We start from the raw sequence: 21,474 nt of genomic DNA, 5'->3' as shown, positions 1-21,474 counted from the left end.
CTACAAGTTTGTTAACATAGCCAACGGCAATTAAAGATGGGTGTTGAGTTATTACTGTGGTAGAACTTAAGGTACAAATTGATAGCGAAGCGCAAACGGCAGCGTTCGCGGCAAAACTGGCGGCGCAACTGCACGGTGGTTTAGTTCTGTTTCTGCAAGGGCCTTTAGGCGCGGGCAAAACCACTTTTTCTCGAGGTTTAATTCAAAGCTTAGGCCACACAGGTAAAGTAAAAAGCCCAACCTATACCTTAGTTGAACCCTATGATTTGGCAGGCCTGCAAGTTTATCATTTTGATTTGTATCGGTTACATGATGCAGAAGAACTAGAATTTATGGGGATCAGAGATTATTTTAATGCTGATAGCCTATGTTTAATTGAATGGCCTGAACGTGGTTTTGGCTGTTTGCCTGAACCTGATTTAACGCTGGCTTTTTCGCTGGATGCCACTTCGCGTCATTTGGTTATCACGGCGCATAACGCACTTGTTCAAACTTTATTGACAGCATTGACGGATAATGAAAAAAACTAACGCGCTGCTTGCTCATCTCATCTTGTATTGTCTGTTACTGCAAAGTGCGGTGGCGTTTGCCAGTAATCAGGTGCAGAATATTCGTATTTGGCCCTCGCCAGACAATACCCGCGTGGTATTTGATTTGTCTGCTGCCCCAGAATATAAATATTTCACCTTAGAAAACCCAGAACGCTTAGTTATTGACTTAAGTCGCGTCACGGGCGCGACCACACTGCCCGCGATTAGCGGTGAAGCCCCGCTGATCCGAGATATTCGCAGCAGTGGCACTAAAAACACCATGCGCATTGTGCTCGATTTAAGCAGCGCAGTTAAACCAACAATTTTTGCACTGACCCCGACACCGCCTTATGGCCATCGTTTGGTGGTGGATTTACCCGATAGTAAAGCCAGTAGCAGCAGTGCCAGTAGCGCGCCGGTTGAGACTCGCCCTGTGACGAACAGCAGCGCAAACACCGCCAGCAGTCGCCAGGCGATTCCTGCGACGGTGCGTGCCGCTCGCGATATCATCATTGCTATCGATGCCGGACACGGTGGTGAAGACCCCGGTTCCATTGGCCCCAGCGGCATTTATGAAAAAAACTTAACCCTGCCTATTGCCAAGCAATTACTGGAAACCATTAACCGTGAGCCCGGTATGAAAGCCACCATGGTGCGTACCGGTGATTACTATGTGCATGTGAATAGCCGCACTGATATTGCGCGGCGTATGCAAGCAGATTTGTTAGTATCCATTCACGCGGACGCCTTTACTTCACCTCAGCCTAAAGGGGCTTCAGTATGGGTGTTATCGTTACGTCGAGCGACCTCAGAGGTCGGTCGCATGCTAGAGCAAACGGAGCGACACGGTGAGTTGTTAGGCGGTGTTGCGGAAGTGATTAAAGACTCGGCCAATGAGCGCTATTTAGCGCAAACGGTACTCGATTTATCAATGAATCATTCGATGGTAACGGCACATCAAGTGGCTAACCAGGTCTTGTCTGAATTGGGCAAAGTGACGACTCTCCACAAAAAAGAGCCGCAAGCTGCTAGCTTAGGCGTGTTGCGCGCGCCAGATATTCCGTCCATTTTAGTTGAAGTCGGTTTTATTTCTAACCCGCAAGAAGAGCGTTTATTGCGCAGTAGTTCGCATCAGCAAAAATTAGTGCAGTCATTATTTAATGGTTTGCGCCGTCACTTTGAGTTGTCGCCTCCAGCCGATTCGTTATTTGCGCAGCGTCGTTCGAAAGAGCACCGCGTGCAAGCAGGGGAGTCTTTATCGTTATTAGCACAGCGTTATAATGTGTCACTAGACGAGTTACGCCGCCATAACGAACTGCGTAACGACAGTATTCGCATTGGTCAGGTGTTGCGGATCCCCTAATATGCCCATTCAATTATTACCCGCGCAATTAGCTAACCAAATTGCGGCTGGTGAGGTGGTGGAGCGCCCCGCCTCCGTCGTAAAAGAATTGGTTGAAAACAGTTTGGATGCGCAAGCCACTCAAATTGATATTGAATTAGAAAAGGGTGGCAGCAAGCTGATCCGGATCCGCGATAATGGTGTGGGCATCGCTGAAGCGGAATTAGTGTTGGCGCTAAGTCGGCATGCCACCAGTAAAATTAGCAGCTTAGCGGATCTGGAACAGATTGAGAGTTTAGGCTTTCGCGGTGAAGCGCTAGCCAGTATCAGTTCAGTGGCGCGTTTAACCCTAACATCAAAACCGGCGCAGCAAGCCGCTGCTTGGCAAGCCAGTGCTGAAGGCCGCGATATGGAAGTAGAATTGCGACCTGCCGCCCATCCCGATGGCACGAGCATCGACGTGGTTGATTTATTTTTTAACACCCCAGCTCGTCGGCGTTTTTTAAGAAGCGATAAAACCGAATTTACGCATATTGATGAGTTAATCAAACGCTTAGCCTTAAGTCGTTTTGATGTGGCATGGCAACTGAGCCATAACGGCCAAGTGGTGCGTCGTTTACCGGTTGCTGATACGGCTGCGGCCAAGCAAAAACGCTTAGCGTTGATCTGTGGTCGTAACTTTGCTGAGCAAGCACTGTGGATTGAAAATCAATATGGTGAGATCAAACTCAGTGGTTGGATTTTACCGGCGATGGCCTGCCAAGCGATCAGTAGCGGCCAATACAGTTATGTTAATGGTCGTATGATGCGCGATAAATTGTTAAATCATGCGATCCGACAAGCCTACGGTGACTGGTTAGCCGCTGAACTACAACCGGCTTTTGTACTTTATCTAGAGCTGCCGGCTAACGACGTGGATGTCAATGTGCACCCCGCTAAACACGAAGTCCGTTTTCATCAAGCACGTTTGGTGCATGATTTTGTGGTGAGTGCTTTAGCCGATGCCTTAACGCAAGGGCAAGACAGCGAGCCTAAGCCTGCTTTAGCGGCTGAATCACCTAGCATGACTACTTCGCAAACGCAGGTCGCATCGCCGCAGCCAAACTCAGCAGCGGCACAAGCCGCTTATGCCACGCGACATGCTGCGACGGGATATACGAAAGCGCCGTTATATCAGCCGCAACAAGGCCGTGTTAAGGCGCGTGCTGTTCACGACAGCGTAGCTGCTAAACCTGCTGTGGCTTCAGTGCAAGCGCAAATCAATTATCAGGCAGCAACGTTGCAAGCCGCGACTGAGCAAGTTGCCAGCCCTACACCGCATTACTTTTTGTTAGAGAATCGGTTTGCACTTTGTCAGGAGGCTGAGCAATTATTTATGGTTGATTTGCCCGCCAGTATTGCTATTCAGTGGCAATTAAAGGTACAAAGTGCCCCATTATTACTACCGGTGCGCTTAACCGTGGCGTCGGCTGAATTTGAACCCTTGCTCGCGGCGGCTGACAACTTGTCGGCTTTAGGTTTCGATTTACTGTTAAAAGATCGCACGGTGATTATTCGCGCAGTGCCCATTTGGCTAAGACACACGGCAATAGGCCAATGGTTCGGTGAGTTTTTGTCTACACTAATTACTGTGCAAACTGACGGCTTAGCCGAAGCATTACTCGATGTGTTGTTGCGCCAAGGCTTTTTACAAGCCGATTTATTGTTAGGTGTGTATCCCGCAGCACTGAGCAAAGCGCAACGCCGGGCGCTGGCGCTCAGTTTTGATGCGGCAACGCTGCAAATACGGAAGGCTAACGATGCCCACTGATTTACCGGTCATTTGTTTAATGGGCCCCACGGCGTCGGGCAAAACCGCTTTAGCTATCGCTTTAAAGCAACAACTGGTTAACGCAGAGCTGATTAGCGTAGACAGCGCTTTAGTCTATCGCGGTATGGATATTGGCACGGCTAAGCCCACCGCTGCAGAGTTGGCGCAAGCCCCACATTTTTTGTTAGACATTCGCGATCCGGCAGAAAGTTATTCTGCAGCCGATTTTCGTGCTGATGCGTTACAGTTGATTGCGCAGATCCAGCAGCGTGGCAATGTGCCGATTTTAGTCGGCGGTACCATGTTGTATTTTAAAGCCTTACTCCAAGGGATTTCGGAGCTACCCGCTGCGGACAAGGCCATTCGTGCTACACTGGAAGCCGAAGCGGCCGAGCATGGCTGGTCTTATTTGCATCAACAGCTTGCAGCCGTGGATCCTGAAGCCGCACAACGGATCCATCCGAATGATCCACAGCGGATTAATCGTGCTTTAGAAGTTTATCGCTTAACCGGGCGCAGCTTAACGGAATTAACTGCGGAAAAACCTGAACCTTTTCCGTATAAAGTGCACCAATTTGCTATTGCGCCGACCGATCGTGCGGTATTACATCAACGTATAGCATTACGCTTCGAGCAAATGTTAGCGCAAGGTTTTGAGCAAGAAGTGCGTGCGTTAACACAGCGCAAAGATTTACACGCTGATTTACCATCAATAAGATGTGTTGGTTATCGGCAAATGTGGGATTATATCGCTGGAAAGCTTACTTATCAGGAGATGGAAGCTCAAGGCATTGCTGCAACGCGGCAATTAGCGAAGCGCCAATTAACTTGGCTGCGCAGTTGGCCAGAATTACATTGGTTAAAAAGTGAAGTGAAACTTGAGGAAAACTTGCAAGCTGTCATTTCTTCGCTAAGCTAACAGAGGCAGCAAATATTTCAGGTTTAACAACTTGAAATAAAAATAATAATACCAATATAAAGCCTAATTAATAAAAAAGGAAAGCGCGACATGGCAAAGGGGCAATCTTTACAAGACCCATTTTTGAACACCTTAAGACGGGAACGTATTCCTGTATCAATTTATCTGGTGAATGGGATTAAATTACAGGGTCAGGTTGAATCATTTGACCAATTCGTCATTTTGCTGAAAAACACGGTAAGTCAGATGGTGTATAAACACGCTATTTCTACCGTTGTACCTGCTCGTGCGGTTAACACTATGGTTGCTCACGGTAGCCAAGGTGATGACGACGAGGAAACGGAATAATTAGCGGAGTAGCAGCGCTTGTTTGAACTCTCTGAGCTTGCAGAACAAGCAGTATTAGTGCACGTTAATTTTCCGCAGGAAGTGTCAACCGAAGATTTGCAAGAATTGCAGATGTTGGTGTCGTCTGCGGGCGTTGCCACCTTGCAAATCCTCTCAAGCAATCGGCCTGCGCCAGATGCAAAGTTTTTTATTGGCACCGGCAAAGCAGATGAATTGGCTGCGCTGGTAGAAGAACTCGCGGCCACTGTGGTGATTTTTAATCACGAGCTGTCTCCTGGCCAAACTCGCAACCTCGAAAGACATTGTCAGGTTCGAGTAATTGATCGTAGCAGCTTGATCCTCGATATTTTTGCGCAGCGGGCTCGCACTTACGAAGGTAAGCTGCAAGTCGAACTGGCCCAGTTACAGCATCTTGCCTCCCGTCTGATCCGTGGTTTTGACAACGAACGGCAAAAGGGTGGTATTGGTTTACGCGGGCCGGGTGAAACGCAGCTTGAAAGCGATCGACGCTTATTGCGTGAGCGGGTTAAAGCGTTAAAACAGCGTTTGCAAAAAATGTCACGGCAGCGGGAGCAAGGGCGGCGTGCTAGACAACGTTCTGAACAACCTGTGCTGTCGATTGTAGGTTACACCAATGCCGGTAAGTCGACGCTGTTTAATCGGCTAACCAGTGCCAGTGTGTATGCTGCTGATCAACTTTTTGCGACACTGGATCCTACCTTACGTAAAATTAACTTGCCGAATTTTGGTGAAGCGATTCTGGCTGACACAGTAGGATTTATCCGCCATTTACCGCATGATCTGGTAGCTGCGTTTAAATCAACCTTACAAGAAACACGGGATGCTGATATTCAATTGCACGTGATTGATGCGGCAGACGCTCGGCGCGACGAAAATATGCGTCAGGTTCAATTGGTGTTGCAAGAAATTGACGCAGCAGATGTGCCACAGTTATTGGTTTTCAACAAAATTGACCAATTAGGCCAGCAGCCCCGTATAGAATACAACGATGACGGTTTACCGGTTGCCGTTTATCTATCGGCATTAGCCGGCGTGGGGCTCGACTTACTTGAGCAAGCTTTAGCGATGTTATTGTCGCAACAACATTTGCAATTAACCTTATTATTACCGCCAGAGGCGGGTAATTGGCGAGCACGGCTTTATCAACTGCAAGCTGTGTTAGAGGAAACCTTTTTGAGTGATGGCCGTTGCCAGTTAAAAATTCAGCTGTCGGCAGCACAGTGGGCTCGTTTGTTAAAACAAAGTGAGCAGCAACTCGAAAACTATATCGTCAGCTAGACACTTTTTTGATACATTAACCCTTAATGACAACTTACGGTAATGGAGTTAAGCATGGCTTGGAACGAGCCGGGCAATAACGGCAAGAATAACGACCCTTGGAAACAAGGCGGTCGTGATCAAGGCCCGCCCGATTTAGATGAAGTATTCCGCAATTTAGGTAAAAAACTAGGCGGAGTTTTTGGTGGTAAAGGCGGTGGCTCTGGCAACGCAGGTAGCGGTGGCAGCTCTATCTTGATGATAGTGGTGTTAATTGTTGCGATTGCGGTTTGGGCTTTAAGTGGTTTTTACACCATTAAAGATGCAGAACGTGGTGTGATTTTACGCTTCGGCCAATATCATGAAGAAGTGGGCGCGGGTATTCACTGGAAACCTACTTTTATTGATACTGTAACACCAGTGAACACCCAAGAAGTACGTTCATTACGTGCAGATGGCTTTATGTTAACGCAAGATCAAAATTTGGTTCGAGTGACCTTTGAAGTGCAATATCGTATCTTCAATGCTCGCCAATACTTGTTCTCTGTGGTTGATGCCGACAGTAGTTTGCGCGAAGCCACCGATGCGGCGCTACGTTTTGTTATCGGTCACTCTATTATGGATGATGTGTTAACGCGTGGTCGTGAAGTGGTTCGTCAAGATACACGGATCGAGTTAGAAAGCATCATCGACCCTTACAACATGGGTTTAACCTTAGTAGATGTTAACTTCCGCGATGCCAGACCGCCAGAAGAAGTGCGTGACGCCTTCGATGACGCGATTAAAGCGCAAGAAGATCAAGAGCGTTTTGTGCAAGAAGCAACCGCTTATGCTCGTGAGATTGAACCGCGTGCTCGTGGTCAGGTCAATCGGGTGATGCAAGAAGCTGAAGCATACAAGCAACAAATCGTATTACGGGCTCAAGGTGAAGTGTCACGCTTTGAACAATTACTGCCGCAGTATCTCGCTGCACCTAAGGTTACACGTGATCGAATGTATTTAGAGACCATGGAATACGTGTACTCGAATACCTCTAAAATTTTGGTTGATGTTAAAAACAGCAACAACCTGATGTATCTGCCGCTAGATAAGTTGATAAATCAAGGTGCAGCTGCAACGCAAGGTAAAGCCGTGACGCCATTACCTGCGCGCAATAGCCAAGATGTGTCGACCGCGCCAGTGTTCCCTGAAACCAGTCGCGCTAGTTCGCCTCGAACCGGAAGTGGGAGATAAGCGCCAATGAAGAATTTTATTATTGCCATTGCCGTCGTGCTTGGTATCGTTGCCACTTCAGCGCTGTTTGTAGTGCCTGAAGGTGAGCGTGCGATCGTGATTCAATTCGGTAAGATCCAACGTGATGCTGAAAACCAGGTGCGCGTTTATGAACCGGGTTTACAGTTCAAAATTCCTTTTATTCAAGTGGTGCGGTTGTTAGATTCGCGTATCCAAACCTTGGATGATCAGGCTGACCGTTTTGTTACCGCAGAGAAAAAAGACTTATTAGTTGATAGCTATGTGAAATGGCGTATCAAAGATTTTGGTGCTTATTTCTTATCTACGGGTGGCATAAAGTCTCAAGCTGAAGTGTTGTTAAAACAGTACATCAATAACGGCTTACGTACTGAGTTCGGTGCCAGAACGATCCAAGAGATCGTTTCAGGTGAACGTACCCAGTTAATGCAAAGTGCACTATCACAAGCCGCGCAAGCAGCAAATGAATTAGGCATTGAAGTCATCGATGTGCGAGTTAAGCAAATTAACTTACCGACTGAAATCAGCGATTCGATCTTTGCGCGGATGCGCGCTGAGCGTAAAGCGGTAGCCGATGAGCACCGTGCTCGTGGTCGTGAGCAAGCTGAAATCATTCGTGCTGATGTCGATGCGCGTGTCACGGTTATGATCGCGGATGCAGAACGTAATTCTCGTTCAGTGCGAGGTGAAGGCGATGCAGTCGCAGCGAAGGTCTATGCAGATATGTACAACAAGAATGCCGAGTTCTATTCTTTTGTACGTAGTTTAGAGGCTTATCGGAATAGCTTTAATTCGAAGAGCGATATCCTGGTTGTGCAACCAGATAACGAGTTCTTCAAATACATGCGTACTGAAGAGCCGCAAAACTAATGGCTTTACTACTTTAGCCACACATATTGCGTAACATTTAAAGGCCCGAAAGGGCCTTTTGTTCAACTAAAGCGGCAGCGCGTTTAAACACGTTAGGGGTCAATTATGTATCAACAGTTTTTTTCGCATTTTATACAAGCGAACCAAGGTACTCAACATTTTGCCTGTCATTCACATCATTACTGGCCTGATGTGACCCGCGCTGCAACTCTGGCTTATTGGGATGACAGTGCCCGCTTAGTTGACCAAAAATGGCATTACATTTTTGGTACCAAGATCCCGCATACCCAGCAATTAATTGCCGATGTACTGAATTTACCCTTGCCCGAACAACTAGTGTTTGCACCTAACACCCATGAATTAGTGATGCGTTTACTCAGTTGTTTCGATTGGCAAAAACCCTTAAAAATTCTGACTACTGACAGCGAGTTTTATAGCTTTCAACGGCAAGTTAAACGTTTAGCCGAGTGGGAGAGTGTTGAAGTCGAGGTGATTGCCACTGAACCTTTTGCCAGCTTTGAGCAGCGCTTTATTGAGGCGGCCGCAAAAGGTGGCCACGATATGGTGTTTTGCAGTCAGGTCTTCTTTAATTCAGGTTATGCGATTGCTGATTTGAGCCACTTTGTAAAGCAATTGGCTGCCGTTACTGAGGCGATGATTGCAATTGATGGTTATCACGGCTTTATGGCTTTGCCGACAGACTTATCTACGATTGCTGAGCGGATTTTTTATATTTCAGGCAGTTATAAATATGCGCAAGGTGGTGAGGGGTGCTGTTTTATGGCAGTGCCTGCGGGCAGTGAACAACGACCGCTTTATACCGGTTGGTTTGCCGAGTTTGGCACCTTAGCCGCCGCCAAATCGGCGTTGGTGTTATACAGTGAAGATGGTTATCGCTTTGCCGGTGCCACGATGGACTTCACGGCCTTGTACCGATTAGAAGCGGCGCTACTGCTTTATAAGCAGCAAGGTATTACGGTAGGACGCATGCATCGTTATGTGCAGCAATTACAGCAGGGCTTCTTACAGTTGCTAGATCAGTTACAGCATCCGCTATTAAACCGTGAGCACTTACTTATGCACAATCAGGCGCATCATGGCCACTTTTTTACATTTCGATTAGGCAGCAGTAGTCAGGTAGCAGAGCTGGCAGGTTTGCTAAAACAGCACAAAATTGAAACAGATTTTCGTGGGGATCGGCTACGTTTTGGTTTTGCCTTGTATCAAAATCTCGAGCAGTTTGATTTGTCATGCCTTAAAGCACTGTAAATAAACAAGTTATTCAGGCCAAATAAAAATTTGGCCTTTTTTTCGTCTGGACGGCTGAAACTTGTCAGTCAATTTGCTAAAATCCACGCCTAATTTTTTGTGTGATGTGGGAACCATGGCCAAAAACGTCGTTGTGCTCGGCACTCAATGGGGTGACGAAGGTAAAGGTAAGATTGTTGATTTATTAACCGATAAAGCCAGTTATGTGGTGCGTTATCAGGGCGGCCACAATGCCGGTCATACCTTGGTGATAGACGGTGAAAAAACTGTATTACATCTTATCCCGTCAGGTATTTTACGTAGTAACGTAAAATGTGTCATTGGTAATGGTGTGGTGTTATCGCCAGAAGCCTTTTTAAAAGAGATGACCATGCTAGAGCAGCGTGGTGTCCCGGTTAAAGAGCGCTTGTTAATCAGTGAAGCTTGTCCTCTTATTCTGCCATTTCATGTTGCCTTAGATGTGGCGCGCGAAGTTGCGCGTGGCGATAAACCTATCGGTACTACAGGTCGCGGTATTGGCCCAGCTTACGAAGATAAAGTTGCCCGTCGCGGTTTACGAGTCGGTGACTTGTTCAATCCTACTTTGTTTGCTGAAAAGCTGAAAACAGTGATGGATCTGCATAACTTTACGCTGACCGAATATTACAAAGTTGATGCGGTTGATTATCAAACCACCTTAGATAACGCCTTAGCCATGGCTGATTTATTAAAATCGCTGGTTGTTGATGTGACTGAGTTATTAGATCAAGCGCGCAAAAATGGTGATGAGATCATGTTTGAAGGTGCTCAAGGCACTTTATTAGACATTGATCACGGTACTTATCCCTATGTCACTTCTTCTAATACTACGGCGGGCGGTGTTGCTACGGGTTGTGGTTTTGGCCCACGTTACTTAGATTATGTTCTGGGTATTGTGAAAGCTTACACGACACGTGTGGGTTCAGGTCCGTTCCCAACCGAGTTAGATTGTGCCATCGGCGAACACCTTGGTGTTAAAGGCCACGAGTTTGGTGCGACTACAGGTCGTAAACGTCGTTGTGGTTGGTTTGATGCCGTTGCTGTGCGCCGTGCCGTGCAGTTAAACAGTATTTCAGGTTTTTGTTTAACCAAGCTCGATGTGATGGATGGCCTTGAAACCGTGAAAATCTGTGTCGGCTATCGCCAACCCGATGGTTCAGTGTTACAAACACCTCCTTATGCTGCTGAAGGTTATGAGCAGGTAACGCCGGTATTAGAAGAAATGCCTGGCTGGTCAGAAAGCACCTTTGGTGTACAGCAGTTATCGGCATTACCGCAAGCTGCCCGTAACTACATTGCGCGCTTAGAAGAGTTGACCGGTGTGCCAATTGATATTATTTCAACGGGTCCGGATCGCGTGCAAACTATCGTACTGAAGCATCCCTTCAATTAAGCCTTGGTTTTGCATTGAAAAACGCTACCTTAGAGTAGCGTTTTTTTTACTCTCCGCTCAGCCCCTGACGCTTTGACATGGCATTTTTTGCGATGTACTAGCCTGCATAGGGTGGTGATTTTATGAGCTGGTCTAATTTTTGCTTAATAAATAGCATTTAGGCATTTTTGCCGCCTCTATTACGGTTAATTGACACTATGCATAAGTTATTGATTGGAACACTGTTGGTGGGCTTATTACTGAGCACCACGGCTCAAGCACAAGAGTTGCAAGCAGTCGAATTGTATTCACAAGATGAGTTATTAACGCTGATAAAGCGTAATGCGCATTTACAACGGGTGAAAGCCGATGATTGCCAGCTCGTGCGCGATATTGAAGCCCGCGCCGATATTATGAAATTGCCATCTTACCAGTTTTTATTTGGTGACATGTTAGCCTACGGCGTTTGTGTGCCGCGCGATGTAGAGCGGGGCTGGGATTTTATGTTACAAGCTGCGGCACAAGGCTTACCAGAAGGTTTAGAGCAAATTGGCCGTTATTATCATATTGGCCGCTTTGTGCAAAAAGACCTAAACAAAGCGATTATTTATTTGCGCGAAGCCGCTGCGGTGGGCAATCTTAATGCCAAGATCCGTTTAGCTGAAATCTTGGTCGCAGGGCAGGGTAGCCCTACCGATTTTGAGCAGAGTTATCGCTGGTTACATCATGCTATTACCGCAGATCCTGCGGTTCATGCTAAACTAACTAAGTTAAAGCAACGTCTGGCAGAAAAAATGCCTTCCAGAGTGGTTGCGAATGCCGAACGGCCTGTCAAATGAAATTCATCCTATTTTCTTGCCAAGCTGTTACACTGAATAGTATTAAAAGGAAAACTAAGTTTAATTAATGACGGTAAATGATCCGCATCTTGCGCGTGAGCAAGAAAAATACGAGAACCCTATCCCCAGCCGTGAATTTATTCTCGAGCATATTGAGAAACGGCAACAACCTGCCTACTTTGAAGAACTCGTCTCTGAATTAGCCTTAACGGATGATGATGCCATTTTTGCCCTGAAAAAGCGTTTACGGGCGATGGAGCGTGATGGTCAATTGTTGTTCACTAAGAGCAAGCGTTATGGCTTGGTTGAACACATGGATTTGGTCAAAGGCACGGTGATTGGTCACCGTGACGGTTTTGGTTTTATCAAATTAGAACAAGGCGGCCCTGATTGGTATCTGCCTTTTCATGAAATGCAGCGGGTGATCCCCGGTGACTTGGTGTTGGCGACGGCCACCACCATCAAAAGCAAAGATAAAGTGGAAGCGCGCGTGGTACGTGTGCTTGAGCCCCGCAGCGAGCCCATTGTTGGCCGCTATTACAAAGATTCTGCCATCTGTGTGGTGGTACCCGATGATGCAAGGATCTGTCAGGATATCATTATTCCTGATGGCCAGCAGGGCGCGGCACGACATGGCCAAGTTGTCTTGGTTGAAATTAGCCAGCGGCCCTCGAAACGGGTTAGTGCAACGGGTCGCGTAATTGAAGTACTGGGCGAGCATATGGCGCCGGGTATGGAAATCGAAGTCGCTATTCGTAATCATCAAATTCCGCATGTTTTCTCTGACGCAGTATTAGCCCAAGTGGCGGAATATGGCGAAGAAGTGCCTGCTGCCGCTAAGCAAGGGCGTGTTGATTTAACGGCACTGCCTTTGGTGACGATTGATGGTGAAGATGCTCGTGATTTTGATGACGCGGTTTATGCCAAAGCCAAAGATAATGGCGGCTGGACGCTTTGGGTTGCCATTGCCGATGTCAGTGCCTATGTGAAATTTGGTACCGCACTTGATAACAGTGCCTTAGAGCGTGGTAACTCTGTGTATTTCCCTGACCATGTGGTGCCGATGTTACCAGAAGCACTTTCAAATGGTTTGTGTTCACTGAACCCGCATACTGATCGACTGTGCTTAGTCTGTGAAATGCAAATTAGCAGTCAAGGTAAATTGGAAAGCTACCAATTTTATGAAGCGGTCATGCATTCAGCGGCGCGGTTTACTTATAACAAAGTACACGCCATTTTACAGGGCGATGCCAAGTTAAGGCAGGAATATGCTGAGCAACTGACCAATTTAGAAACGCTGTACAGCTTGTATAAAAAGCTTGCTAAAGTTCGTGCACAGCGAGGCGCTATTGAATTCGAAACGGTTGAAACGCGCTTTATCTTTAATAGCCATCGCAAGATTGAACAGATTGTGCCGGTGCATCGTAACGAAGCGCACAAGATTATTGAAGAATGTATGATCATGGCGAACGTGGCGTCTGCCCGCTTTATTGAAAAGCATGAAGCGCATGCGTTATTCCGCGTACATGAACGCCCCGATAGTGATCGTTTTGCTAATTTCCGGCGCTTTTTAGCCGAATTGGGTATCGAAGCCAATTTGTCAGCTGAACCCACGCCATTAGAGTTAACTACCACCTTAGCCGCGTTAGCTGATCGTCCCGATCGCGAGTTGATCGAAATGACGATGCTTCGTTCGATGAAGCAAGCGGTTTATCAAGGGGATAACCAAGGTCACTTTGGGTTAGCGCTGGAAGCGTATGCTCACTTCACTTCACCGATACGCCGTTACCCGGATCTGGTATTGCATCGCGCCATTAAGGCGTTATTAGCCAAACAGCAACAACCGGTGACGGGGCCAAAAGCCTACACTGAAAAAGAAATTGCGCCCTTAGGTGAACAATGTTCGATGACAGAACGCCGTGCGGATGATGCAACGCGTGAAGTCGCCGATTGGCTAAAGTGTGAATACATGCAAGATCATTTAGGCAGTGAGTTTGCCGGTGTGGTATCAACGGTCACTAACTTTGGTTTATTTGTGCGCTTAAGCGATTTGTATATCGAAGGTTTGGTGCATGTTACGTCGTTAAACAACGATTACTATCGGTTTGATGCAGAGCGCCAAGTCTTAACCGGTGAACACTCTGGTGTCAGTTATCGTATGGGCGATCTGGTGCAAGTGAAAGTGGTTGCCGTTAACCTTGAAGCGCGAAAAATTGATTTAGCCATGGTGGGCGTTGAGCATACGAAGGTGTCAGGTCGTAAAGTGAAAGCCAGCCGTAATGCTGCCTTTGAAGCGAAAATGCAAAACACCGGTAGCAAAGCGAAAAAGCCTAAAGCGGCGGCCGCGAAAAAAACCGTAAAAGCCAAAGCCCCGGCGGCGAAAAAGCCACGGCGTGCCAAAAAGAAATAAAGGCCGTAAGGCTAGATGAGTGACGATAAACATGAGTAATGATGTTGTATTTGGTTTTCACGCGGTTAGCGCGATATTAGAACGTTCGCCAGCCGATGTATTAGAAATTTTCGCGTTAAAAGATCGCGAAGACAAAAGAATGCAACCGTTGTTGCAACAAGCGCGGCAAGCAGGCATTTCTATCCAGTTCTGCAATCGCCGCACTTTAGATGATATGACGGGTGGTCAGCATCAAGGTATTGTGGCTAAAGCGCGTTTAAGCAGTGGTGGCAATGAAGCTGATCTGGCCGCCTTGTTAGATAGCCAAACTAAACCGTTTTTATTAGTGTTAGACGGTGTCACCGATCCACACAATTTAGGCGCTATTTTGCGCAGTGCTGATGCCGCCGGTGTGCATGCGGTGATTGCGCCTAAAGATCGCTCTGTTAAGCTCACCTCAGTGGTGCGAAAAGTGGCCTGCGGCGCCGCTGAAAGCGTGCCTTTTATTACTGTGACTAACTTAGCGCGTACCTTACGTCAACTGCAAGAAGCTGGGGTATGGGTGGTGGGTACGGCTGGCGAAACAGAAACCTTAGTCTATCAAGCTGATTTGCAAGGGCCATTAGCCTTAGTTTTAGGCGCTGAGGGTGAGGGACTGCGCCGTTTAACGCGGGAAACCTGTGATGTATTGGTAAAAATTCCGATGTTTGGCAGTGTTTCTAGCTTAAATGTTTCGGTTGCGACGGGTATTTGTTTATTTGAAGCGGTACGTCAACGTGCTCAATAACTGGGCTTAGCCGATCCTAGCGCCCTCACTTAGCGTAAACACACTTGATAACGCTAAATAGCCATGTTAAGTTTTGGTAAATTTATCTTTGCCGGTTTTATGGTGCTAAATCGAGGGTTCGTTTATGGATCGCAAAATTATTGCAACAGCTATACTGATGTCTTGCGCTGCTTTAAGTTTAACGGCTTGTGGCGGCGGAGGCGGTGGTAGTTCAACTCCTACCAGCGGTGGCGGTTCTGGCTCAGGCGGCAGCGGTGTTACCCCACCCACGTGGATCGCGGGTCAATATCCTGCTGAAAGCACCTTAAAAAACTATTGCCAGACACCTCGAAGTGGTATTGATCCGTTCAGTAACGAAGCCTATCCCGATCGCGTGGGTAGCAGCATGCATGAAAAAATGTGGCTGCGTTCTTGGACCAATAACAGTTATTTATGGTATCGAGAAGTCGCGGATCGTGATCCTGCGCCTTTTTCGGTCGCTAACTATTTCGACTTGCTCAGAACCGAGCAATTGACCGATTCGGGATCCCCTAAAGACAATTTTCATTTCACCGAAGTCACCGCTGAATATCAACAACAAACCCAAGCGGGCGTGACCGCAGGTTACGGTATTAAATGGTCTTTTGGCCGAAATAGCCCACCTCGCTCTATCACCATTGCTTATACCGAGCCCAATTCTCCGGCGCGAAACGCCGGCTTAGCGCGCGGTGATCAATTGGTCAGTATCAATGGTGTTGACTTTGTGAATGATAATTCTGAAGCCGGGGTCGATTTACTCAACCGCGCGCTTTTTCCATCAGAAACGGGTTTAACCTTTAACTTTGTGTTTACTGCGGTCGATGGCACTCGTAAAACGGTCAGCATGACCTCGGCGAATGTCAGTACTTCGGCAGTACAAAATGTGGCGGTACTAGACACACCAACCGGTAAAGTGGGTTATATGCAGTTTAATACGCATATCGCACCTGCACAGCCGCAGTTGATCAGTGCGGTACAGCAATTTGCTAGTGCTAACGTCAAAGATTTGGTCATTGACCTACGCTACAACGGCGGTGGTTTGTTAGCTTTAGCTTCACAGCTTGGCTATATGGTTACGGGGCCTGCGATTATTCAAAACCAGTTTTTTGAACGAACTATCTTTAATGATAAGTATCCCAATACGAATCCGATCACGGGGGCGAGCTTAGCGCCAATCCCGTTTTATTCTAAAGTAATCGATTACGAAGGTAATCGACTGACTAACACCGACTTGCCTTCTTTAAATTTAAGCCGGGTATTTATTTTAAGTACCGGTAACACTTGCTCTGCTAGTGAAGCGCTGATCAACGGTTTGCGGGGCATTAATGTTGAGGTGATCTTGGTCGGTAATAAGACCTGTGGTAAGCCTTACGGTTTTTATCCAACAGATAACTGCGGTACAACCTACTTTACTATTCAGTTTACCGGCGTCAATGCGCAAGGCTTTGGCGAATATGCGGATGGATTCATTCCTAAAAATAACCCAGTGTTTGCGGCCGACGTGAAAGGCTGTGCTTTGAATGATGATTTCAGTAAACCGCTGGGCGATCCCAGTGAACGCTTATTTTCTGCGGCGTTATATTATGCTCAAAATAACAGTTGTCCACCGTTGGCCGTAGGCCAAGCCAGTGCGACGAGCAACGTACAATCGACGACTGGCGAAGCCTCTTTGAACGGTGGTATGCCGCTGTTAGATCCTCGCTATCGTGATGTTATCTTGCACAACAAAGTGATTACTGAGCTGGCACCTGCGGAGCAACAACCGTGAAACGCCTGCTGTTAATCGGTGCATCTTTAGTGCTGATGTTAAGTGGTTGCCAGTTAAGTCGAGCGGCTGAGCCAGCGGTACTAGAGGCTGTTGATGCCGTCTTAAAACAACAGCTGTCAGCCTTTATAACCGACATCGTGGGGGGAAACTCAGTAATACTGGCCGATGATGTCTTTATGCAGCAAGCTGAACTGTATATTAGCCAGCGGATGCCCTTAGATGCTAAGGGTAACCCTTTAGATGGCCGGCATGCCTTGCCGGCTTATCGGTTTGTTTTACTGAAGTCAGCACGAGGCTGCCTGATCCAACATCCCGCTTCGGGTAACAGCGCTTTGCTCAATGCGGCACGTTGTAAAGTGCTACCCTTAAACACGCTTTAATCGGTTTTGACCTTTGAAATAACCCCGAGCGGCGACTGCGAACGGGGTTTTTCTGAAGTATTTTGGTCATGCTCATATCAGTGCTTGTTATTTATGCGCTAACTCCGTAAAATACGCGACCTTCGGCCATTCAACTCACGTTCCTTGCCTTTATGAGAACCCGGCCGAGTTCCCCCGAGGCTTACTAACCGTAAGGAGCTACAATGCGTCATTACGAAATCGTTTTTATGGTTCACCCTGATCAGAGTGAACAAGTGCCTGGTATGATTGAACGTTACACTGGTTCGATCAAAGAAGCTGGCGGTACTATCCACCGTCTTGAAGATTGGGGCCGTCGTCAACTGGCTTACCCAATCCAAAAGTTACATAAAGCACACTATGTGTTAATGAACGTGGAAGCACCACAGACTGTGATCGATGAGCTGGAAACTAACTTCCGCTACAACGACGCTGTTTTACGTAACCTGGTTATGCGCACTAATGGTGCAGTAATCGAGCCATCACCAATGGCAAAGGTACGTGATGAGCGCCGTGATCGTGCTCCTCGTGAATCTGAAGAGCAAGTAGCAAACGACGAGTAAGTTGTTAATGGACAATTACTTTGTGCTTAGTGGCGCCATATGTCGGCACCCTGAACGCAGTGAGAGTCCGGCGGGTATTCCGCACACTGTATTAACCTTAGAACACCGCAGTATGCAACAAGAGTCGGGGTTAAACCGGCAAGCTTATGTGCGAATGCAGGTTGTTCTTAGCGGTACCGTGTTACAGCAACAAGCTCAGCATTTGACGTTGGGCAATCAGGTTCGGGTGGCAGGTTTTTTAAACCGACATCAGAATCGCAGTGGTCAGGCTAAACTGGTCCTGCATGCGCAACAGATTGAACAATTAAGTTAGGAGACAGACAAATGTCACGTTTTTTCCGTCGCCGTAAATTCTGCCGTTTTTCTGCAGAAGGCACTGTAGAGATTGATTACAAAGATACCGCCGTTCTGAAGAACTACGTTACTGAAAGCGGCAAGATCGTACCTAGCCGTATTACTGGCACTAGCGCTAAATATCAGCGTCAGTTAGCTCGCGCTATCAAGCGTGCGCGTTACCTGGCCCTGTTACCATACAGCGACTCACACAGCTAATACAGAGGGGTATAGACAATGCAAATTATTTTGTTAGACAAAGTCTCGAACCTTGGTGGTTTAGGTGACAATGTAACTGTTAAGTCTGGTTATGCTCGCAACTTCTTATTCCCACAGGGTAAAGCAGTGCCAGCAACTCAGGCTAACATTGAGAAATTTGAAGCACGTCGTGCTGAATTAGAAGCTAAGTTAGCTACTGATTTAGCTGCGGCAACTGAGCGTGCAGCAAAAATCACTGAGCTTGCAGAAGTGACTATCGCTTCTAAAGCGGGTGACGAAGGCAAGCTGTTCGGTTCTATCGGTACTCGTGATATCGCTGATGCGATCACTGAAGCCGGTGTTGCTGTTTCTAAAGCTGAAGTTAAATTACCAAACGGTACTTTACGTGAAACTGGCGAGTTCGAAATCGATCTGCAGTTACACGCTGAAGTTATCGCAACAATCAAAGTTGTTGTGATCGCTGAAGCCTAAGGCATTAAGCACACTGCCCTGCGGCGGTGTGCTTTCCTCTACTCCACGTTCCTGCTTACTATTTTACTCTGCATCACACCTCGCATTACCCTAAGATTTTTTCAGACTTTACTTTGACTTCTGCGCGCTGCAGGTTAGCATGACAGACAGTATTCCGTTATTTCCCCTCGGCAGTTTGAACACCCTATGAGTAACGTAAAAGATAAGCAAGTCGCCGCCATTAAGATGCCGCCGCATTCTATTGAAGCTGAACAGTCTGTGCTTGGTGGCATGATGTTAGACAATGAAGCCTGGGATCGCGTCTCAGAAAAAGTGGTGGAGCAAGACTTCTATTTACGCTCGCACCGTTTTATTTTCAGTGCGATGTCACGCTTAGCTGAAGCTAATCAGCCGATAGACTTAATTACTGTCTCAGAAGCCTTAGAAGCCAATCAACAATTAGATGATATTGGTGGTTTTGCCTACTTGGGCGAAATAGCTAAAAACACGCCCAGTGCTGCCAACATTATGGCCTATGCGGAGATCGTCCGTGAGCGTGCTGTGGTGCGCGACATGATCTCAGTAGCGCATGATATTGCCGATGCCGGCTATGATACGCAAGGGCGTACCAGTGCCGAATTGCTCGACTTTGCCGAAACCAAAGTGTTTAAAATTGCCGAGCAACGCGCCAACGCTAATGAAGGTCCAGAGCCAATTAATAATATTTTGGCGAAGACCATTGATAAAATCGATGCTTTATACCGTAGCCCGCAAACGGGTGTGACGGGGCTTTCTTCGGGTTACACCGATTTAGATAAAATGACCAATGGTTTGCAGCCTTCCGATTTAATTATCGTGGCGGCACGTCCATCGATGGGTAAAACCACCTTTGCAATGAACCTGTGTGAACATGCTGCGATTACCAGTGATAAGCCAGTCTTAATTTTCAGCTTAGAGATGCCCGCCGACCAAATCATGATGCGGATGTTGGCCTCGTTGGGCCGGATCAATCAAACTAAGGTACGCACCGGCCAATTAGAAGATGAAGATTGGGCACGCTTATCATCCGCCATTGAGTTACTAAACAGCAAAGGCAAAATGTATATTGATGATGCATCAGGTTTAACCCCAACAGAAGTGCGTTCGCGGGCACGACGCATTGCCCGAGAGCACGGTGGCCTGAGTATGATCATGGTCGACTATCTGCAGTTAATGACGGTGCCAGGTATGTCAGAAAACCGCACCTTAGAAATTGCTGAAATCTCTCGTTCATTAAAAGCGCTTGCCAAAGAATTAAAAGTGCCGGTGGTGGCCTTGTCGCAGTTGAACCGCTCGTTAGAGCAGCGGGCAGATAAAAGACCGGTAAACTCAGACCTACGTGAATCGGGCTCTATTGAGCAAGATGCCGACTTGATTATGTTTATTTACCGAGATGAAGTGTACAACGATGAAAGCCAAGATAAAGGTTTGGCGGAAATCATCATCGGTAAACAGCGGAATGGCCCCATCGGCAAAGTACGCTTAACCTTTCATGGCCATTACTCGCGCTTTGATAATTATGCCGGCAGTGCTCGTTTTGAGGACGAGTATTAATGAGTCGGCGTCCTGTTGCGCAGATCGATCTGCTGGCGTTACAACAGAATTTACAGCGAGTGAAGCAATTAGCGCCAGACAGTCAGGTGCTCGCAGTATTAAAAGCCAATGCCTATGGTCATGGTTTAGTGAAGGTGGCACAAAAACTGACTGCCGCTGATGCTTTTGCCGTAGCGCGCATTGATGAGGCACTCGCTTTGCGAACCGCGGGTATTGTTAAACCCATAGTGTTGTTAGAAGGGTTTTACGAGGCGGCAGAGTTACCCTTATTATTAGCCAATAACCTGCAAACCATTGTTCATAACGAGCTGCAACTGCAAGCCTTAGAGCAGACCCCGTTAGAAGGCCAATTAAAGGTTTGGCTGAAAATTGATACGGGTATGCACCGTTTGGGCATTGACCCAGCTGAAGTTGATAATGTGTATCGGCGATTGTGGCAATGCTCTAACGTGTTGCCCGGCATTCGTTTGATGAGTCATTTTAGTTGCGCTGATGAACTTGATTCAGCAACCACTTCGAAGCAGCTCGCATTATTTCAACAGCTGTGTGCCGATAAAGCCGAGCAACACAGTTTAGCCAATTCTGCGGCAATTTTAGCCTGGCCTGCCACGCATGGCCAATGGGTTAGACCCGGCTTAATGCTGCATGGTATTTCACCTTTTGTTGGTAAACAGGGGGCGGATCATCAATTGCAGCCCGTGATGCGTTTAAGTAGCCGTTTAATTGCTATCCGTAAGGTTAAGGCAGGTGACACTGTCGGTTATGCTGGGCTTTGGCGAGCAAAAACAGATACTTTTATCGGCGTGATCGCGGTGGGTTATGGTGATGGTTATCCCCGGCATGCGGCCAATGGCACGCCGGTGTGGCTAAATGGCCGTGAAGTGCCTTTAGCAGGTAGGGTATCGATGGATATGATTACCGTTGATTTAGGTCATTTCTGCAAAGATAAGATTGGTGATGAAGCAGTGTTGTGGGGGCCCGAACTAGCGATAGAACGAGTGGCTGCTCAGGCAGAAACTATCGCTTATGAATTGCTGTGTAATATTACGCCACGCGTGCAGTATCAGTATTTAGGTGATAACGGCTGAGAGGGCCCAGCCGTTTTAGCGT

21 protein-coding genes are annotated in these 21,474 nt (G+C 47.3%); all 21 read left to right on the top strand.

Translation table 11 applies throughout. The features are described from left to right. The first annotated feature begins 56 nt into the window (after positions 1-56). The 21 genes from tsaE to alr all read left to right on the top strand — a co-directional run bounded on the left by tsaE (position 57) and on the right by alr (position 21,452). Positions 57-530, top strand: a complete 474-nt coding sequence (gene tsaE, locus ORJ01_RS04695; RefSeq protein ID WP_306177119.1) for a tRNA (adenosine(37)-N6)-threonylcarbamoyltransferase complex ATPase subunit type 1 TsaE — start codon at positions 57-59, stop codon at positions 528-530. Further along, entirely contained in the window at positions 517-1,893 is a 1,377-nt protein-coding gene (locus ORJ01_RS04690; protein WP_306177118.1) for an N-acetylmuramoyl-L-alanine amidase, read from the top strand. Before tsaE ends, ORJ01_RS04690 begins: the two co-directional genes overlap by 14 nt. 1 nt (position 1,894) lies before the next feature. Beyond that, positions 1,895-3,682, top strand: a complete 1,788-nt coding sequence (mutL, locus tag ORJ01_RS04685; protein ID WP_306177117.1) for a DNA mismatch repair endonuclease MutL — start codon at positions 1,895-1,897, stop codon at positions 3,680-3,682. Continuing rightward, entirely contained in the window at positions 3,672-4,601 is a 930-nt protein-coding gene (miaA, locus tag ORJ01_RS04680) for a tRNA (adenosine(37)-N6)-dimethylallyltransferase MiaA (protein WP_306177116.1), read from the top strand. Before mutL ends, miaA begins: the two co-directional genes overlap by 11 nt. A 90-nt stretch (positions 4,602-4,691) precedes the next feature. Beyond that, complete coding sequence (hfq, locus tag ORJ01_RS04675) at positions 4,692-4,949, top strand: RNA chaperone Hfq (RefSeq protein ID WP_226749510.1); 258 nt, start codon at positions 4,692-4,694, stop codon at positions 4,947-4,949. An 18-nt stretch (positions 4,950-4,967) separates the two neighbouring features. Continuing rightward, complete coding sequence (gene hflX, locus ORJ01_RS04670; RefSeq protein WP_306177115.1) at positions 4,968-6,248, top strand: ribosome rescue GTPase HflX; 1,281 nt, start codon at positions 4,968-4,970, stop codon at positions 6,246-6,248. A gap of 54 nt (positions 6,249-6,302) precedes the next feature. After that, positions 6,303-7,460: an FtsH protease activity modulator HflK gene (gene hflK, locus ORJ01_RS04665; RefSeq protein ID WP_226749512.1), complete on the top strand. Its 1,158-nt coding sequence runs from the start codon at positions 6,303-6,305 to the stop codon at positions 7,458-7,460. Positions 7,461-7,466: 6 nt separating this feature from the next. Beyond that, positions 7,467-8,348: a protease modulator HflC gene (hflC, locus tag ORJ01_RS04660; RefSeq protein ID WP_226749513.1), complete on the top strand. Its 882-nt coding sequence runs from the start codon at positions 7,467-7,469 to the stop codon at positions 8,346-8,348. 105 nt (positions 8,349-8,453) lie between these two features. Then, on the top strand, positions 8,454-9,617 hold the full coding sequence (locus ORJ01_RS04655) for an aminotransferase class V-fold PLP-dependent enzyme (RefSeq protein WP_306177114.1): 1,164 nt from the start codon (positions 8,454-8,456) through the stop codon (positions 9,615-9,617). Positions 9,618-9,732: 115 nt separating this feature from the next. Then, positions 9,733-11,028 carry an adenylosuccinate synthase gene (locus tag ORJ01_RS04650; RefSeq protein WP_226749515.1) on the top strand — a complete coding sequence of 432 codons (1,296 nt, stop codon included), beginning with the start codon at positions 9,733-9,735 and terminating at the stop codon, positions 11,026-11,028. 197 nt (positions 11,029-11,225) lie between these two features. After that, positions 11,226-11,846: a tetratricopeptide repeat protein gene (locus ORJ01_RS04645; protein WP_306177113.1), complete on the top strand. Its 621-nt coding sequence runs from the start codon at positions 11,226-11,228 to the stop codon at positions 11,844-11,846. 67 nt (positions 11,847-11,913) lie between these two features. Then, positions 11,914-14,256, top strand: a complete 2,343-nt coding sequence (rnr, locus tag ORJ01_RS04640; protein ID WP_306177112.1) for a ribonuclease R — start codon at positions 11,914-11,916, stop codon at positions 14,254-14,256. A 31-nt stretch (positions 14,257-14,287) separates the two neighbouring features. Beyond that, positions 14,288-15,022 (top strand): 23S rRNA (guanosine(2251)-2'-O)-methyltransferase RlmB, encoded by a 735-nt coding sequence (gene rlmB / locus ORJ01_RS04635; RefSeq protein WP_306177111.1) that lies wholly within the window; start codon positions 14,288-14,290, stop codon positions 15,020-15,022. A gap of 124 nt (positions 15,023-15,146) precedes the next feature. After that, positions 15,147-16,808 (top strand): S41 family peptidase, encoded by a 1,662-nt coding sequence (locus tag ORJ01_RS04630; protein ID WP_306177110.1) that lies wholly within the window; start codon positions 15,147-15,149, stop codon positions 16,806-16,808. Further along, positions 16,805-17,188, top strand: coding sequence for a hypothetical protein (locus tag ORJ01_RS04625; RefSeq protein ID WP_306177109.1), 384 nt, complete (start codon positions 16,805-16,807; stop codon positions 17,186-17,188). The genes ORJ01_RS04630 and ORJ01_RS04625 overlap by 4 nt, the downstream gene beginning before the upstream one ends. Before the next feature lie 203 nt (positions 17,189-17,391). Next, positions 17,392-17,769 carry a 30S ribosomal protein S6 gene (gene rpsF, locus ORJ01_RS04620; protein WP_226749521.1) on the top strand — a complete coding sequence of 126 codons (378 nt, stop codon included), beginning with the start codon at positions 17,392-17,394 and terminating at the stop codon, positions 17,767-17,769. A 7-nt stretch (positions 17,770-17,776) separates the two neighbouring features. Beyond that, positions 17,777-18,082, top strand: coding sequence for a primosomal replication protein N (priB, locus tag ORJ01_RS04615; RefSeq protein ID WP_226749522.1), 306 nt, complete (start codon positions 17,777-17,779; stop codon positions 18,080-18,082). An 11-nt stretch (positions 18,083-18,093) separates the two neighbouring features. Beyond that, entirely contained in the window at positions 18,094-18,321 is a 228-nt protein-coding gene (gene rpsR / locus ORJ01_RS04610; protein ID WP_008218940.1) for a 30S ribosomal protein S18, read from the top strand. Between the two features lie 18 nt (positions 18,322-18,339). Then, positions 18,340-18,792 (top strand): 50S ribosomal protein L9, encoded by a 453-nt coding sequence (gene rplI / locus ORJ01_RS04605; protein ID WP_226749523.1) that lies wholly within the window; start codon positions 18,340-18,342, stop codon positions 18,790-18,792. Positions 18,793-18,978: 186 nt separating this feature from the next. Continuing rightward, positions 18,979-20,364 carry a replicative DNA helicase gene (dnaB, locus tag ORJ01_RS04600; RefSeq protein ID WP_226749954.1) on the top strand — a complete coding sequence of 462 codons (1,386 nt, stop codon included), beginning with the start codon at positions 18,979-18,981 and terminating at the stop codon, positions 20,362-20,364. After that, positions 20,364-21,452 carry an alanine racemase gene (gene alr / locus ORJ01_RS04595; protein ID WP_226749524.1) on the top strand — a complete coding sequence of 363 codons (1,089 nt, stop codon included), beginning with the start codon at positions 20,364-20,366 and terminating at the stop codon, positions 21,450-21,452. The genes dnaB and alr overlap by 1 nt, the downstream gene beginning before the upstream one ends. The last annotated feature ends 22 nt before the right edge of the window (positions 21,453-21,474 follow it).

It is taken from the genome of Alishewanella sp. SMS8 (genome assembly GCF_030737935.1).
GTDB classification, from domain to species: domain Bacteria; phylum Pseudomonadota; class Gammaproteobacteria; order Enterobacterales; family Alteromonadaceae; genus Alishewanella; species Alishewanella maricola.
This window is presented reverse-complemented; position numbering and strand designations above follow the sequence as displayed.